We start from the raw sequence: 16,104 nt of genomic DNA, 5'->3' as shown, positions 1-16,104 counted from the left end.
TACTCCGAGCTCGGCGCCCGGTGCAGCCCGATGGCCCTTACACCGGTGGTCCGTTGACCCATTATCGGATGCCCGCATAGTCCGCTGACCCGCATATCAGCTCTCCGGGTCACCCGGTAGGAGCATCCCAAGTCCCCGCGTGCGGGCCCACTTTCGGGGAAGATCTGGCAGGGACGCGGTCCACGCCGGATCAGCACCGAACGTCAACGCGACACCGAGGGGAAGAGTCGTATCCATGCAGGTCTGGCCGGGACAGGCGTATCCGCTCGGCGCCACGTACGACGGCGCCGGGACCAATTTCGCGGTCTACTCCGAGGCCGCCCGACGCATCGAACTGTGTCTGCTCCACGACGACGGCTCCGAGACGGCCGTCGAACTGCGCGAGACGGACGCCTTCGTGCGGCACGCCTACCTGCCCGGGGTGATGCCCGGGCAGCGCTACGGCTTCCGCGTGCACGGGCCGTACGAGCCGGAGCGCGGGCAGCGCTGCAACGCGGCGAAGCTGCTGCTGGACCCGTACGCGCGGGCCATCGCCGGGAGCGTGGACTGGGGCGAGGAGGTGTACGGCTACCACTTCGGCCGGCCGGATTCGCGCAACGACCTCGACTCGGCGCCGCACACGATGAGTTCGGTCGTGGTCAATCCGTACTTCGACTGGGCCAACGACCGCCCGCCGCGCCACGAGTACCACCACACGGTGCTGTACGAGGCGCACGTCAAGGGTTTGACCATGCGTCACCCCGATCTGCCGGAGGAGCTGCGCGGCACGTACGGGGCGCTGGCCCACCCGGCGGTCATCGGGCACCTGACCAAGCTCGGGGTCACGGCGCTGGAGCTGATGCCCGTGCACCAGTACGTGAACGACCACCGGCTCGTCGACGACGGGCTGAGCAACTACTGGGGCTACAACACGATCGGCTTCTTCGCCCCGCACAACGGCTACGCCTCCGGTGACCGCGGCCAGCAGGTGCTGGAGTTCAAGTCGGCGGTGCGGGCCCTGCACGAGGCCGGGATCGAGGTCATCCTCGACGTGGTCTACAACCACACCGCCGAGGGCAACCACCTGGGCCCGACGCTGTCCTTCCGCGGGCTCGACAACGCTTCGTACTACCGCCTCGCCGACGATCCCCGGCACTACATGGACACCACCGGGACCGGGAACTCGCTGCTCATGCGGTCCCCGCACGTACTCCAGCTGATCATGGATTCGCTGCGCTACTGGGTGACCGAGATGCATGTGGACGGGTTCCGCTTCGACCTCGCCGCCACGCTCGCCCGGCAGTTCCACGAGGTGGACCGGCTGTCCTCCTTCTTCGACCTGGTCCAGCAGGATCCGGTGGTGAGCCAGGTGAAACTGATCGCGGAGCCCTGGGACCTGGGCGAGGGCGGCTACCAGGTGGGGAACTTCCCGCCGCTGTGGACCGAGTGGAACGGCAAGTACCGCGACACCGTACGGGACTTGTGGCGCGGCCAGCCGCGGACGCTCGCGGAGTTCGCGGGACGCCTGACCGGCTCCTCGGACCTCTACCAGGACGACGGCCGCCGCCCGCTGGCCTCGATCAACTTCACCACCTGCCACGACGGATTCACCCTGAACGACCTCGTCTCGTACGACGAGAAGCACAACGAGGCGAACCGCGAGGGCAACCGGGACGGGGAGACCCACAACCGGTCCTGGAACTGCGGGGTCGAGGGGCCGACCGAGGACCCGGAGATCCAGGAGCTGCGCGAGCGCCAGATGCGCAACTTCACGGCCACGCTGATGCTTTCGCAGGGCGTGCCGATGCTCAGCCACGGCGACGAGTTCGCCCGCTCCCAGGACGGCAACAACAACGCGTACTGCCAGGACAACGCACTGTCGTGGGTGCACTGGCCGGAGCCGGGCAAACCGCCGCCGTCGCTGCTGGAGTTCACCCGGCGGATGGTGTGGCTGCGCCGCGACCACCCGGTCTTCCGGCGGCGCCGCTTCTTCCACGGACGGCCGGTGGAGGGTACCGACGACGAGCTCTCCGACATCGCGTGGTTCACCCCGCACGGGGAGCCGATGCGGGCCCGCGACTGGCAGGCACAGCACGCGCGCTCGCTGACGGTGTTCCTCAACGGGGAAGCCATCTCCGAGCCGGGCTCGCGCGGGGAACGGATCACCGACGATTCGTTCCTGCTGATGTTCAACGCGGGTGCCGAACCACAGGAGTTCACGATCCCGGCGGGGCACGGGGCGCAGTGGCGGCTGGTCGTGGACACGGCGCGGGCGGACGTACTGCCACCCGGCACCGGGCCGCAGTTCGCGGCGGGGGACCGGGTGGCGCTGACGGGACGGGCTCTGGTGGTGCTTCAGCGCCCGGCGTAGGACGAACCCGACGGGCCTGACGAACCCGAACGACCCGACGGAGCCGAGGGGCCCGAGGGAGCCGAGGGAGCCGAGGGGCTTCCGGGCCTCGACGGGCTCCCGGCCGGGTTCGGGGAGGCGGTCTGCTGGGCCGGGATGAAGACCTGCGGCGCGGCGGGGTGCGCCCGGGCGGCCGGCACGCGGGTGACGAGGGCGAGGAGCAGCGCCGTCGCGGCCGCCGCGACGGCGACGGCGAAGGCCCCGGCGGGCCCGTACCACTCGGCGAGCCGTCCGGACGCGGCGAGCGCGGCGGCCTGTCCGGCCACGAGTGCGCTGGCGGCGAAGGCCGTCGCCTCGGCGAGCCGGGCCGGCTCCACGGCCCGCTCGGTGAGGGCGAACGCGGTGATCAGGTGGGGCGCGTAGGCGGCGCCGAGCACGGTGACGACCGCGTACAGCGGCCACAGGGTGTCGGTGAAGAGCAGCGGGACGGAGAGCACCAGCGCGGCGCCGGTGGCCGCCCGCCAGCGCAGCCGCAGTCCGAACCGGGCGGGCAGTGCGCCGAGGGCGAGGCCCACGGCGGCGCTGACGACACCCATGGCCGCGTACACGATGCCCGCCTGGCCGGGGACGCCCAAACGAGCGGTGAGGGAAGCGATTCCGGCCTGGCAGGCGCCGAACATGGCGCCCTGGAGGAACAAGGAGCCCCGTACCGCGTGCACGACGCGCGGGTGCCGGCCGCGGGCGCCCCGCTCCCGCGGGGCACCCACCTGCGCTCCCCCACCGGCCGTGACGGCGGCGGTCGGGTGCAGGGCGTAGGCGGTGCCGAAGACGGCGACGAGGGCGGCGGCGCCGCCGAGGGCGACCGCGGGGTGCAGGGCGAGCGCGGCGAGTCCGACGAGGGCCGGCCCGAAGACGAAGGAGACCTCGTCCAGGGTGCCTTCCAGCGAGTGGACGGCGCCGACCACGCCCTCGTCGGCCTTGGCGCGGTGGGCGAGGGCCACGGAGCGGGTGCGGGCGAGCGGACCGATCAGCGGGACGGAGGCCCCGGTGACGGCGCCGATCGCTGCGAGCGGGGCGGTGGCGAGGCCCCCGAGGGCCCCGGCGACCAGGGCGCCCGTGGCGACGGCGTTGACCGCGGCGGCGGTCAGGACCACGGGCCGCTGCCCGTGGCGGTCGGCGAGCCGGCCCAGGACGGGCCCGAGGACCACCTGTCCGGCGGACAGGGTGCCGCCGACGATGCCGGCGGTGGCGAGGGATCCGCTGGTCTCGGCGACCAGCAGGACGCTGCCGAACTGGGACATCGCGACGGGGAGTCGCGCGAGGAAGGAAAGGAGGGGGAGTAGGGGCCCGGTCAGGGCGATGACTCTTCGATAGGTGTTGACGGTTCCGGCCACTTGATCAACACTAACGCGATGCAGTCACCCGGATGCATTGGGTAATGGCACGGAATCCGGGAAGGTGGGTACGTACGTTCTCATGAGCCAGCCGTACGCACGCATCCGAATGGAATCTGCTGTTCCGGCAGCCGTCGCTCCGGCGTCATCCGCGGCCCGGCCGCCGGCCCCCACATCGACGTACCGGCTCCAGCTACGACCGGAGTTCCCCTTCGCCGCGGCCGAGGCAGCGGTACCGTACCTCGCCTCCCTCGGCGTGTCACACTTGCACCTTTCGCCGGTGCTGGAGGCAGTGCCCGGTTCGGCGCACGGGTACGACGTCACCGACCACTCCCGGATCCGCGCCGAGCTCGGCGGCGAGCCCGGGCTGCGGGCGCTGGCCGCGGTCGCCCGGACGCACGGGCTCGGCCTGGTGCTGGACATCGTGCCGAACCACATGGCCGTACCGTCCCCACTGCGGTTGAACCGGCCCCTGTGGGAGGTCCTGCGGGACGGGCCGGCCTCCCCGTACGCCCGCTGGTTCGACATCGACTGGACGGCGGGCGGCGGCCAGGTGCTGCTGCCGGTGCTCCCCGGGCCGCCCGAACCCGGCGCGTTCACCGCCGACCCGGACTACGGGGTGCTGCGCCACGGGCAGCTGGAGTTCCCGCTGCGCGCGGGGACCGCCGGGCTGGCGCTGCCGGAGCTGCTGGCCGCGCAGTGGTACCGGCCGGCTTGGTGGCGCGATGCCCGGACCGAGCTCAACTACCGCCGGTTCTTCACCATTTCGGAGCTGATCGGCGTCCGGGTGGAGGATCCGGAGGTCTTCGCGGCGACGCACGCGAAGATCCTGGAGCTGGTGCGGGACGGGGTCGTCGAGGGGCTGCGGATCGACCACGTGGACGGGCTGGCCGACCCGGAGGGCTACCTGCGGCGGCTGCGCGCGGCCGTCGGCGAGGGGTGCTGGGTGGTGGTCGAGAAGATCCTGGCCCGTCAGGAACGGCTGCCGCTCTGGCCGGTGGCGGGGACCACCGGGTACGACGCACTGCTCCGGGTGGACGGGGTCTTCACCGATCCGGCGGGCGCCGCCGATCTGGCCCGCCGGTACACGCGGTTCACCGGGACCGCCGACTGGGAGGAGACGGCCCGGGCGTGCGCGCGGGAGGTGCTGACCGGCGATCTGGCCGCCGAGCTCGCCGCACTGGAGCGGGCCGCCGGACCGGAGCTGGCCCCCGGCGTACGCGAGTTGCTGATCGCCTATCCGGTCTACCGGCCGTACCCCGGGGAGCCGGAGCTCTCCGCTCGGGCGCTGGCGGAAGCCGCCGCGCCGGCCGGTCCGGACGCGGTGGCCGGCGTACGGGAGCTCGTCCTGCGCGATCCGGGCTTCGGCGCGCGCTTCGCCCAGACCTCGGCGGCGCTGCGGGCCAAGTCCTTGGAGGACCGCGCCTTCTACCGGCACGCCCCGCTGCTGTCGGCCACCGAGGTCGGCGGCGATCCCGGGCAACCGGCGCTGTCCCCCGCGGAGTTCCACGCGTACTGCGCCACACTCGACCGGGACTGGCCCGGCTCCGGGACGGTGCTGTCCACCCACGACACCAAACGCAGCGCGGACGTCCGGGCGCGGATCTCCGCGCTCTCCCAGACCCCCGAGGCCATGGGCGCGCCCGCCGGTGCCGACCCCCAACTGGCCTGGGTGGCCCGGCAGACGGCGCTGGGCCTGGGCGAGGTGCCCGAGCGCGCCCGGCGCCTGGAGCAGGCGCTCCTCAAGGCCGTCCGCGAGGCGGCCCTGCACACCAGCTGGACCGACCAGGACCCGGCGTACGAGGCCTCCGTCGCGGAGTACGTCCCGGACCCGGAGGAGCTCGCCGAGCCGGCGGAACTGGCGGCGGCGGCCCGGGCGAACCTGCTCGGCATGACGCTGCTGCACCTGGCTATGCCCGGCGTCCCGGAGGTCTACCAGGGCGCCGAGACGGAATACCGGGCCCTGGTCGACCCGGACAACCGCCGCCCGGCCCGGTTCCCCCGCGAGACCCTGGCCCGGCTGGACGCGGGCGCCGGGGCGCGGGGGCAGGCGGAGGAGAAGCTCGCGCTGACGGCCGCCCTGCTGCGACTGCGCCGCGACCGGCCCGCGCTGTTCACCGGCTACACGCCCCTGTCGGCCAGGGGCCCGGCGGCGGAGCACTGCCTGGCCTTCGCCCGCCCGGCCGGACTGGTGGCGGCGGCCACCCGGCTCTCGCACCGGCTGGCCGGGGCCGGCGGCTGGCGGGACACCACCCTGACCCTCCCGCCGGGCCGGTGGACCGCCCTCCTGGACGGGGGCGCCGCGTACGAGGGAGAGGTCCGGCTGGCGCAGCTGCTCTCGGACCACCCGGTCGCGCTGCTACTGCGCGACGGCGGCGGGGGCGGCGAGTAGCCCGGGTGCTGGGCGTCCACCCGGTGGAGCCGCACGTCTCGGAGATGATCGCGGAGAGCCGGCTGATCGTGGGCTGGGACGCGGAGCCGGGGGACGTGGCCCGCCACGTCCATGCCCATCCGACGCTGTCGGAAGCGGTGGGCGAGGCCTTCCTGTCCTTGGCCGGCCGCGGCCTCCACCAGCAGTAGCCGTCCCGGTGGCGGCGGCCTCGGGCCAAGGCGTTGGCCAGGGGTTTTCGGGAAGTGTGGGGCGCGCGGAGCAGTAGGGGGCGTGCACGGCGGGCATTGCATCAGACGTGACCCTCCTCCGTGACATGTGCTACCCCACACCGTCCGAACTGGCACTGGCCGCCCGCACCCTGGCGGACGAGCACCCCGGCCACGCCCGGCTCCGCCGGACCGGCACCTCCCGGGGCGGCCGGCCCCTGTGGCTGCTCTCCGTCGAGCCGAGCGGCCGGCCGCTCGGCGCGGGCGTGCTGGTCGTCGCCGGGGCCCACGCCAACGAGCCCGTGGGCGGCGCCACCGCGCTCGCCCTCGCCCGTCGCGTCCTGCACGACCCGACGACCCGGGCCGGACGCGGCTGGCACTTCGTGCTGTGCGCCGACCCCGACGGAGCAGCCCTGCACCGCACGCCCCGCCCGCACTCCCTGCTCGAATACCACCGCAACTTCTTCCGGCCCCCCGGCCCGGAACAGCCCGAGTGGGCGCCGTCTTTACTGCCTCCGGACCGGCTGCCGCCCGAAACCCTCGCCCTGACCGCCCTCATCGACGAACTGCGGCCCTTCCTTCAGGTCTCCCTGCACGGCACCGACCTCGGCGGGACCTGGGTGCAGCTCACCCGGGACATACCCGGCCTCGCCGAGCCGTTCGCCAAATCGGCCGCCGAGCTGCGGATCCCGGTCGAGACCGGGGCTTCGGACGCGGCCGGCTGGCCCTCCCCCGGGCCCGGGATCTTCGTGATGCCGCAGCCCGGAGCGGACGCCGCCGGGGCGTTCCACCCAGAGGACACCCGGCTCAGCACCTGGTACCGCGCCCACCGGTACGCCGGCACCACGGCCATCGTCGAAGTCCCCATGTGGGCCTCGGACCTGGTGGACGACCCCGCTCCGCACCCGGATCCGCGCGGCGCGCTACGGCTCCTGGCCGGCCGGCTCGCCGCGGACGCCGCGCTCGTGGCCCGCGTACGGGACCGGGTCGGCGGGGCGCCGGAACCGGGTGCGGCCCCGGGGACGGCCCCCGGACCGGACCCGGGCTCGCAGGCGGGCACCGACCCCGGTGCGGCCGCCCTGCTGCGCGCCGTCGACTGGACGCTCGCCCTGATCCCCCGGATCACCGTGGAGTGGACCGGCGCCGGGGCCCCCGCCGAGGCCACGGCGGCCGCCATAACCAGCATCGACGCCTTCGGGCGGCGCCTGTCGCTGCGCGCCGCCGCGATGCTGCTCCGGGTGCTCCGCGCCCAGGGCCACCCGGCCGCCCCCGGGCTGGACCGGCTCGTCACCGGCTGGTGCGAGGAGTTCGCCGCCCGGTTCCAGGCCCGCCGGATCCCGGTGACCGCGCAGGTCGAGCACCAGTCCCGTACGGTCCTGGCGGCCTACGAGCGGCTCGTGGCGGCGGCGGGGGCGAAAGGAACGGACGGGGCGGACGGGGCGGACGGGGCGGACGGGGCGGACGGGGCGGTCAGTGCGTAGCGGCCCCGGGCTGTCCGGCCGGTACGGAGAGGGCGTAGCGGCGCTTGGGCGCGCCGGTGGCGCCGAGCCGGTCGTAGAACCGGATGGCGCCCTCGTTCCAGTCCGGGGTCTGCCACTGGACCTGGTCGAGGCCGAGCTCGCGCGCGAGGCCGGCCACGCCCGCCATCAGGGCGGCGCCGAGGCCGTGGCCCCGGGCCTCCTCAGCGAGGTAGAGGCAGTCCATGTGGAGGTAGTGCCGGGCGTCCCAGAAGGCGAACTCGGCCGAGCAGGCGGCGTACCCGGCGACCGTCCCGTCCGGGGCCTCGGCCAACAGCACCCACAGCCGGGCGTCCTCGGCGAACAGCTGCGGGCCCAGCCGGCCGGCCAGGCCGGCGGGCCGGGGAGCGGCCTTCTCGTACGCGACGTGCTCGTGGACGAGTTCGACGAGGCGGGGCAGGTCCTCGGGGCGCGCGGGACGCACGGAGCCCACGGGGCTCGCGGGGCGTTGCGGCACGGGCGGGTGTTCCTTCGGGTCTTCGGCTTCCATGGGCCCATCATCGGGCCCGGGGCGATCCGGGGGACGGGCGGACTAGCTGGAAGAGAGCCGGAAGTTCATCCGGCCGAAGCCGATCTGGTCACCGTCCCGGACCGCCACCGAGCCGGTCACCCGGCGTCCGTTGACCGTGGTGCCGTTGGAGGAGCCGAGGTCGGTGAGCACCCATACGCCGCCGCGCATGCCGAGCTCGGCATGCACCCGGGAGACCGTCTCGTCGGTGAGCCGCAGCCCGTTGCCGGGATCGCGACCGATCCGCAGGGCCCGGGCGCTCGGGTGCGGCAGCAGCAGTTTGGGCAGCCGCTCGGCGGTCCAGGCCCGTCGGACCCCGGCGGTCACGGCGGAGGCCCGGCCCACCCAGCCGAAGACGCGACGGGTCCACGGGCCTTCGCCGCCGCGGCCGACCAGGTCGGCGGTGAGGACCGCGAGGTCCTCGGAGCGCCTGGCGACGAGGGCGAGTTCCATGCGGCGCATGAACGTGTCGTGGGACAGCTTCCCGAGGGCCGCGCCCTCGCGGAGCTGGTCCAGCGCCCGGTCGCGCTCCACATCGGAAAGGCGCGGAACCGGGAAGGCGGGAAACTCGAAACTCGACGTCACAGGGTGATTGTCGGCCCGTCAGGCCCGGAGTGTCCAGAACTCCTCCGGCCGTCCACGCGATGATGGGTCCGGCACACGTTCCGGGTACCGCCGCAGACGAGGGGAACCGTCCGTGCAGTTCGAGGTGTGGGCACCGCTGACAGACCGGGTCGCGCTGCGGCTGCGGGACGAGACGTCCGAGATGGGACGCGATCCGGACCGGCCCGGCTGGTGGGTAGGGCAGGCCCCGGCCGCCGACGGGGACCGGTACGGATTCCTGCTGGGCGTGGCGACCGGTCCGGAGGTCGTACGGCCCGACCCGCGCGGGCGGCGGTTGCCGGACGGGGCGGAAGGCCTCTCGGCGGTGGTGGATTTCGAGCCGATCGCCCCGCAGACGCCGGCGCCCGGCATCCGGCTCCAGGACGCGGTCCTCTACGAGCTGCACATCGGCACCTTCACTCCCGAGGGCACCTTCGACGCGGCTGCGGCGCGCCTGGGGCACCTCACCGCGCTCGGCATCACGCACGTGGAGCTGATGCCGGTCTGCCCCTTCCCCGGTCGGCACGGGTGGGGGTACGACGGGATCGCGCCCTGGGCGGTGCACGAACCGTACGGGGGCCCGGCCGGGCTGGCCCGGTTCGTGGACGCCGCGCACGCGGCCGGCCTGGGCGTGGTGCTGGACGTGGTCCACAACCACTTGGGCCCGTCCGGCAACCACCTGCCGGCCTTCGGCCCGTACTTCACGGAAACCCACCACACTCCTTGGGGCGCGGCGGTCAACCTGGACGCCGCCGGCTCCGACGAGGTGCGCGCGTACCTCCTGGGCAGCGCCCTCGCCTGGCTGCGGGACTACCGCATCGACGGGCTCCGCCTGGATGCCGTGCACGCGCTCGCCGACGAGCGGGCGCTGACCTTCCTGGAAGAGCTGTCCGAGGCCGTGGACGCGCTCGCCGCGGAGAGCGGCCGGCCGTTGTTCCTGATCGCCGAGTCCGACCGCTGCGATCCGCGCACCACGACCCCGCGGGGCGCCGGTGGCCTGGGCCTGCACGCCCAGTGGAACGACGACTTCCACCACGCCCTGCACTGCGCGCTGACGGGTGAGTCCCAGGCGTACTACGCCGATTTCGCCGAGGCTCCGCTCGCCGCCCTGGCCAAGACGATGACCCGGGCGTTCTTCCACGACGGGACCTGGTCCTCGTTCCGGGGCCGCAGCCACGGCCGCCCGGTGGACCGGCGCCGCACCCCGGCGCACCGCTTCCTCGGCTACGGCCAGACCCACGACCAGATCGGCAACCGGGCCCTCGGCGACCGCCTCTCGGCCTCGCTCTCCCCGGGGCTGCTGGCGTGCGGTGCGGCGCTGACGCTGACCGGTCCGTTCGTGCCGATGCTGTTCATGGGCGAGGAGTGGGCCGCGGGCACGCCGTGGCAGTACTTCACCGACCATCCGGATCCGGAGCTCGCCGAGGCGGTGCGCAGCGGGAGGCGCCGGGAGTTCGCGGCGCACGGCTGGAAGGCCGAAGAGATCCCCGACCCGCAGGACCCGGCCACCCGGGACCGCTCCTGCCTGGACTGGGCGGAGCCGGAGCGCGCACCGCACGACCGGCTGCTGGCCTGGTACCGGACGTTGGTCGCGCTCCGGCGCAGCCACCCGGACCTACGCGATCCGGACCTGGCGGCGGTCCGCGTCGCCCACGACGAGGAGCGCCGCTGGCTGACCTTCCGGCGGGGCGACGTACGGGTGGCCGTGAACCTGTCCCCCGAGCCGGTGACGATCGCGCTCGGCCGCAACGGGGTCCGGGTCCTGGCGGCGTGGGAGCCGGTCGAGCATCCGGGCCCGGACGGCCGCGTGCACGTCCCGGCCGAGTCGGTGGTGCTGCTGGGGCCGTAACCCTCCTCACTACGGCGCCACTTGATCACGAACGGCCCGCTCTGATGGGATCGGCCGCATGGAACAGTCACGGGAAGAAGAGGGCACGCAGGCGGCCGTGTACGACCACATAGGGATCGGCTACAAGAACGTGCGGCGGCCCGATCCCCGGCTGGGGGCGCTGATCCGGCAGGCGCTGGGCGGCGCGCGCTCCGTCGTCAACGTCGGGGCCGGGACCGGGTCGTACGAGCCGCAGGACGCCGAAGTCACCGCCGTCGACCCGTCCCGGGTGATGCTCGACCAGCATCCCGGTCCGCGGAAGGTGAAGGCGGGCGCGGAGGAACTGCCCTTCGCAGACGGGGCGTTCGACGCCGCCATGGCGGTGCTGACCGTGCACCACTGGCCCGATCTGCGCCGCGGGCTCGGCGAGCTGCGCCGGGTCTCGCGACGGCAGGTCGTCTTCACCTGGGACCCGGAGCACCGGCCCGAGCTGTGGCTGGTGGAGGAATACCTGCCGGAGATCCGCGCATTGGACAAGTCCCGGTTCACGCCCCTGGCCGAGGTCGTCGAGGCGATGGACGCGCACACCGTGCTGCCGTTCCCGATCCCGCACGACTTCACGGACGGTTTGCAGACGGCCTACTGGCGCCGGCCCGAGTTCTACCTCGACCCCGTCGTACGGGCGGCCAGTTCGACCTTCGCGACGCTCCCGGCCTCCGTCGTGGAGCCGGCGATGGCACGGCTGCGCGCCGACCTGGCCTCCGGGGCGTGGCGCCGGCGCCACGCCCACCTGCTGGAGCAGGAGAGCGTGGACTACGGCTACCGCCTGATCGTCGCCGGGGAGGCGTGAGCGCGCGGGCGGCCGTGGCTCACTCCACGACGGCCAGCTCGCGCGGGGCGTTGTTGAGGCTGCGTCCGCCGTCCTCGGTGACCGTGACGATGTCTTCGATGCGCACCCCGAAGCGACCGGGCAGGTAGATGCCGGGCTCCACGGAGAAGCACATCCCGGGAACCAGGGGCTGCTCCTCGCCCTCGACCATGTACGGCGGCTCGTGGGTGGTCACGCCGATGCCGTGGCCCGTGCGGTGGATGAACCGGTCGCCGTAGCCGAACTCGGTGATCACCGCGCGGGCCGCGCGGTCCACGTCCTGGCAGGCGATGCCCGGGCGGACGACGGCGGAGGCGGCCCGCTGGGCCTCGCGGACGACGTCGTGGACGCGCTGCTCCTCGGCGCTCGGCTCGCCGACGTGCACGGTGCGGGAGATGTCGGAGCCGTAGCCGTACTTGAGGCCGCCGAAGTCGAGGACCACCATGTCGCCGTGGCCGATGGTCCGCTCGCCGGCCTCGTGGTGCGGGTTGGCCCCGTTGGGGCCGGAGCCGACCACCGTGAAGTCCACCTGGGAGTGCCCGTGTTCGCGCAGCAGCGCGGCCAGGTCGGCGGCGATGTCGGTCTCCCGGCGCCCGGCGAAGGGGACCTTCAGGATCTCCTCGTACGCCGCGTCGGCGGCCGCGCCGGCCGCCGCGAGCCGCTCCAGCTCCCGCCGGTCCTTCACCGCGCGCAGCATCGGCAGGACGTCGGTGAGCGGGGCGTACGAGGTGCCCGGCAACTCCCGCTGCAGGCCGAGCAGGTGCAGCGCCCAGGTGTTGTCGCTGACCCCGAACCGGCCGCCGGTGTCGAGGAGCGGCGCGGTGACGCCGTACGGGTCCTTCCCGTCGGCCCAGTCGCGCAGGGTCAGCGCGGGCGCCCCGGGGGCCTGGGCCGCGTCGGGGGCTTCCAGGGCGGGCACGACGAGGACGGGCTCCTGCCCGGCGGCGAGCACGAGCAGGGTCAGCCGCTCGGTGTCCACCGGCCGGTAGCCGGTGAGGTGGGCGAGGTCGGGCCCGGGGGCGATGAGCAGGCCGGCCAGCCCGGCATCGGCGGCGCTCCGTGCGGCGGCGGCCATCCGGGCGGCGTAGTCGGTGTGTGTGAACGGATCGGGTGCGAGGTCCATGGGTGCGATCCTGCCGCCGTGCCGGGCCGCGCGCGAGCGGTTACCGGGACGCGGTGAGCCGGGCGGCGAGGGCGCTCGCGGCGGGCGTCGGGGCGCCGGGGGCGAGGAGTTCCGTACGGTGCACCAGGCGCGGCTCGGACAGCGGTACGGCGGCCCCGGCCCCGACGGCCCCGGCCACCCGGCGGGGCAGCAGGACCAGCCCGTGCCCGGCGGCGGCCAGGGCGCACAGGGCGTGCAGGTCGGTGCCGGCGTAGCGCAGGGCGGGGGCGGTGCGGACGGCGGCGGGCGCCGGTGCCACGCCGGGTGCGTCGATCCAGCGGGCGTCGGCCAGGTCGTCCAGCCGGAGCGAGGCGCGGCGGGCGAAGGGGTGATCGGCCGGGAGCAGTACGGCGAGCCCGTCCTCGCCGGCGCCGGTGACGGTGAGCGGGGCCACGTCGGGCAGCCGCAGCGGGTCGCTGGGCGCGGCGAGGCCGTCGACCAGTCCGAGGTCGCAGCCGCCGGTGGCGACGGCGGCCGGCACCTCGGCGGGCGCCAGCACCCGCAGCGTGACCCCGGTGGCGGGCAGCGCGGCCAGCAGCCGGGGCCCGGCGGCGAGCGGCGACACGGCGACGGTGACCCGCCCGGGCGGCGCGGCGGCGAGCCGCAGCACATCGGCCCGGGCCGCGTCCAACCGCAGCAGCAACGGCCCGGCGTGTTCCAGCAGCCGCACCCCGGCCGGGGTCGGCGCGACGGGCCGCCGGGTCAGGAGCTCGGCGCGCAGGTCGCCTTCGAGGGCGGCGATGTGCTGGGACACGGCGGACTGGGTGTAGCCGAGCTCCCGGGCGGCGCCGGAGAAGGAGGCCAGCCGCGCGACGGCGACGAAGGTGCGAAGCAGATGCGGATCCACCCGGCCAGCCTGCCACCACCCCCGCCCCCGACCCTGCACGGGGGCGGGCCCGAGGGCCGGGCGGGGCTTCGGCGTGGCCGGGCTGACGGGGCTTCGGCGTGGCCGGGCGGCGGGGGGACGCGGGCTCCCTATCGTGGGGGCGTGAGCATCCCCAGTGGCCCGCCCGCGGGCCCCGGCGGGCCTCGGGGCTCATCCCGGACGGACACCGCCGGCGCCGTGTACGGCTCCCTCCTCGCCACGTCCGTGGTGGCCACCGCGAGCGTGGTCGGCGAGCATCCGCGGCTCCACCTCGTCCTGCTCCTCCTCGTCACGGGGGTGGTGTTCTGGGCAACCCACGTGTACGCCCAGCTGGCGGGGGAACGGCTGGTCGGCGACCCGTGGAGCCGGCACGAGGTCCGCCGGGTCGCCGTGCACGAGTGGCCCATCGTCGAGGCCGCGGTCCTGCCCGCGGCCGCCGTCGCCGTCAGCGTCCCCCTCGACCTGGACTACGTGGGTACGGCGTGGCTGGCCATGAGCGTGGCGGTGGCCCAGCAGGTCATCTGGGCCTGCGTGGGTGCGGTCCGGGCCGGCGCCACCCGCCGCCAGCTGGTCGGCGAGGGCGTGGTCAACCTCGTCCTGGGACTGATCATCGTGGCCACCAAAGTCGCACTGAAGTAGCGCGTGATCAGATCTGCTGATCGGTCGTGCAGGAACGATCGTTGGCGCTGAACCGGGTCCGGGTCGCAGGATGATCCGCATGACCACGGCACAGACCGCACGGATCGCCCTCGTCGGCGACCGCTCCCCGCACGTGAAGTCCCACACCCGGATCCCGCTCCTCCTCGACGCCCTCGCCTCTCGCGACGGGCTCGTCCTCGACGCGTACTGGATCCCCACCGGCGACGCCGGGGCCGAGGCCGCCTCCGGGGCCCTGGCCCGGTTCGACGCGCTCTGGGTGCTGCCCGGCAGCCCGTACGCCAGCGAGGCGGGGGCGCTCGCCGCGATCCGGGTGGCGCGGGAGGAGGGCATCCCGTTCCTCGGGACCTGCGGCGGCTTCCAGCACGCGCTGCTGGAGTACGCCCGCTCGGTCTGCGGGCTGTCCGCCGTCGCGCACGCCGAGAACGATCCGGGGGCCGAGGAGCTGTTGATCTCCCCGCTCGCCTGCTCGCTCGTCGGCCACGAGGGCCTCGTACGGGCCGAGCCGGGATCGCTCGCCGAGTCCGTACTCGGCGCGGAGCGGTCCGTGGAGCACTACCACTGCAGCTACGGGCCGGAGCCGCGGTACCTGCCGGTGCTCACCGCGCACGGACTGCGGCTGTCGGGGCACGACGAGGACGGGCAGGCGCGGATCGCGGAGCTGCCGGGGCACCCCTTCTTCCTGGCCACGCTGTTCCAGCCGGAGCTGTCCGGGGACGGCACCCGCCCGCATCCCGTCGTGAAGGCGCTCGCGGCGGCGGCGGTGGCACGCGCGGCGCGCGCCACCGCCGGATAACGCGTGGCGGGACCACCCTCCTGATCAGATATGCTGTGCGTGCACATCGACGGGCGGTCCTCCGCCCTTCGTGGTGGGTGTAGCTCAGTTGGTAGAGCACCTGGTTGTGGTCCAGGTGGCCGCGGGTTCAAGTCCCGTCACTCACCCTTATCCCCCTGGGGTACGAGGTCTTCTCGTACCCCAGGGGTGTTTTCGTGTCCGGACACCCGCTAGCCCCGGAGGAAGTCCTCCACCGCGGCGGCGAAGGCGACCGGGGTCTCGTGCGGCGGGTAGTGGCCCGCGCCGGGGACGGGGTGGACCCGGCAGTCGGGGTACGAGACCTGCCACGTGGCCCGCATCACCTCCGGGGTGAGGGCGAGGTCGTACTCCCCGACGAGGACCAGCACCGGGACCGTACTGCCCTTCACGGCGGCCGACAGGTCCAGCGGCGCCCAGCTCGCGAGGTAGGCGGCGAAGGCTTCCGCGCGGGAGACGTCGAGCGAGTGCGCGACCATCCGGTCCAGCCAGTGCCGGCCCGCGCGGTGGCCGGTGACGAGGTCGAGGATGGTCCGCCGGTGCTCGGCGCTGGCGGCGGCGCCGTCGAAGAGGGCGTGGGTCGTGTCGTCCATCTCGTACGGCCCGGCGGGGACCGGATTGATCCCGATCAGCTTCTCGATCCGCTCGGGGGCCCGGACCAGGACCTGCTGGATCGCCTTGCCGCCCATGGAGTGGCCCATGAGGGAGAAGGTGTCCCAGCCGATCTCGTCGGCGAGCGCGAGGACGTCGTCGGCGATCTCGGGAAGGGTGTAGCGGCCGGCGACGTCCCTGCGGTCGCCGTAGCCGCGGTAGTCGAGGAAGACGTACGAGAACCCCTCGGTATCGAAGTAGTCCAGTACGGAGCCCCAGTTGGCGCAGGTGCCGAACCAGTCGTGCAGCACGATGACGCGGACGGGGCCGGTGCCGATCCTGCGGTGGGCGATGGCCATGCATTCTCCCTCGG

Annotated in this window: 13 protein-coding genes, 1 tRNA gene and 1 pseudogene; 9 read left to right on the top strand and 6 right to left on the bottom strand. The window is 74.3% G+C overall.

All coding sequences use genetic code 11. From position 1 onward, the window contains the following. Positions 1–235: 235 nt before the first annotated feature. A complete protein-coding gene (gene glgX, locus OHA65_RS29545) occupies positions 236–2,350 on the top strand; it encodes a glycogen debranching protein GlgX (protein WP_371645182.1) in 2,115 nt (704 codons plus the stop codon). Here the strand turns inward: glgX and OHA65_RS29540 are convergent. Next, the gene (locus OHA65_RS29540) at positions 2,335–3,723 is read right to left on the bottom strand and encodes an MFS transporter (RefSeq protein ID WP_405762715.1); all 1,389 of its coding nucleotides are present in this window, start codon (positions 3,721–3,723) and stop codon (positions 2,335–2,337) included. The genes glgX and OHA65_RS29540 overlap by 16 nt on opposite strands. A gap of 109 nt (positions 3,724–3,832) precedes the next feature. Here OHA65_RS29540 and treY point away from each other — a divergent pair, with 109 nt between their 5' ends. The 3 genes and pseudogenes from treY (at position 3,833) to OHA65_RS29525 (ending at position 7,802) form a co-directional block, all read left to right on the top strand. Beyond that, on the top strand, positions 3,833–6,115 hold the full coding sequence (gene treY / locus OHA65_RS29535) for a malto-oligosyltrehalose synthase (protein WP_327279226.1): 2,283 nt from the start codon (positions 3,833–3,835) through the stop codon (positions 6,113–6,115). After that, positions 6,109–6,303: pseudogene (locus tag OHA65_RS29530) on the top strand (dihydrolipoyl dehydrogenase); the annotation flags it as partial. The gene treY and the pseudogene OHA65_RS29530, both read left to right, overlap by 7 nt. Before the next feature lie 107 nt (positions 6,304–6,410). Continuing rightward, positions 6,411–7,802, top strand: a complete 1,392-nt coding sequence (locus tag OHA65_RS29525; RefSeq protein WP_329314938.1) for a M14 family zinc carboxypeptidase — start codon at positions 6,411–6,413, stop codon at positions 7,800–7,802. Here the strand turns inward: OHA65_RS29525 and OHA65_RS29520 are convergent. Together OHA65_RS29520 and OHA65_RS29515 are read right to left on the bottom strand one after the other, a co-directional pair. Continuing rightward, positions 7,792–8,328: a GNAT family N-acetyltransferase gene (locus tag OHA65_RS29520; RefSeq protein ID WP_328764147.1), complete on the bottom strand. Its 537-nt coding sequence runs from the start codon at positions 8,326–8,328 to the stop codon at positions 7,792–7,794. The two genes, OHA65_RS29525 and OHA65_RS29520, sit on opposite strands and share 11 nt — an antisense overlap. 42 nt (positions 8,329–8,370) lie before the next feature. After that, entirely contained in the window at positions 8,371–8,931 is a 561-nt protein-coding gene (locus OHA65_RS29515; RefSeq protein ID WP_327279223.1) for a DUF1707 and FHA domain-containing protein, read from the bottom strand. Between the two features lie 112 nt (positions 8,932–9,043). On the opposite strand from OHA65_RS29515, the gene treZ reads away from it, so the two are divergent. Beyond that, complete coding sequence (treZ, locus tag OHA65_RS29510) at positions 9,044–10,798, top strand: malto-oligosyltrehalose trehalohydrolase (protein WP_405762712.1); 1,755 nt, start codon at positions 9,044–9,046, stop codon at positions 10,796–10,798. Positions 10,799–10,856: 58 nt separating this feature from the next. Next, positions 10,857–11,627 carry a class I SAM-dependent methyltransferase gene (locus OHA65_RS29505; protein ID WP_371645173.1) on the top strand — a complete coding sequence of 257 codons (771 nt, stop codon included), beginning with the start codon at positions 10,857–10,859 and terminating at the stop codon, positions 11,625–11,627. A gap of 19 nt (positions 11,628–11,646) precedes the next feature. Here OHA65_RS29505 and OHA65_RS29500 read toward each other — a convergent pair whose 3' ends face one another. Together OHA65_RS29500 and OHA65_RS29495 are read right to left on the bottom strand one after the other, a co-directional pair. Further along, positions 11,647–12,768, bottom strand: coding sequence for an aminopeptidase P family protein (locus tag OHA65_RS29500; RefSeq protein ID WP_327279220.1), 1,122 nt, complete (start codon positions 12,766–12,768; stop codon positions 11,647–11,649). A 40-nt stretch (positions 12,769–12,808) separates the two neighbouring features. Then, a complete protein-coding gene (locus OHA65_RS29495) occupies positions 12,809–13,654 on the bottom strand; it encodes a LysR family transcriptional regulator (protein ID WP_328764144.1) in 846 nt (281 codons plus the stop codon). Positions 13,655–13,795: 141 nt separating this feature from the next. Between OHA65_RS29495 and OHA65_RS29490 the strand changes: the two genes are divergently transcribed. From OHA65_RS29490 to OHA65_RS29480, 3 genes are all read left to right on the top strand, one after another. Next, positions 13,796–14,311, top strand: coding sequence for a hypothetical protein (locus OHA65_RS29490; RefSeq protein ID WP_327279218.1), 516 nt, complete (start codon positions 13,796–13,798; stop codon positions 14,309–14,311). A gap of 79 nt (positions 14,312–14,390) precedes the next feature. Beyond that, positions 14,391–15,125 (top strand): glutamine amidotransferase-related protein, encoded by a 735-nt coding sequence (locus tag OHA65_RS29485; RefSeq protein WP_327279217.1) that lies wholly within the window; start codon positions 14,391–14,393, stop codon positions 15,123–15,125. 73 nt (positions 15,126–15,198) lie between these two features. Further along, positions 15,199–15,271 (top strand) — tRNA-His (locus tag OHA65_RS29480). Between the two features lie 63 nt (positions 15,272–15,334). On the opposite strand, the gene OHA65_RS29475 is transcribed toward OHA65_RS29480, so the two are convergent. Beyond that, on the bottom strand, positions 15,335–16,090 hold the full coding sequence (locus tag OHA65_RS29475) for an alpha/beta hydrolase (protein WP_327279216.1): 756 nt from the start codon (positions 16,088–16,090) through the stop codon (positions 15,335–15,337). Between the last annotated feature and the right edge of the window lie 14 nt (positions 16,091–16,104).

The organism is Streptomyces sp. NBC_00045 (assembly GCF_045041095.1).
In the GTDB taxonomy this organism is placed as follows: Bacteria; Actinomycetota; Actinomycetes; order Streptomycetales; family Streptomycetaceae; genus Streptomyces.
Note: the sequence above shows the minus strand (reverse complement) of the source record. Positions and strands in the feature narration are given on the sequence as shown.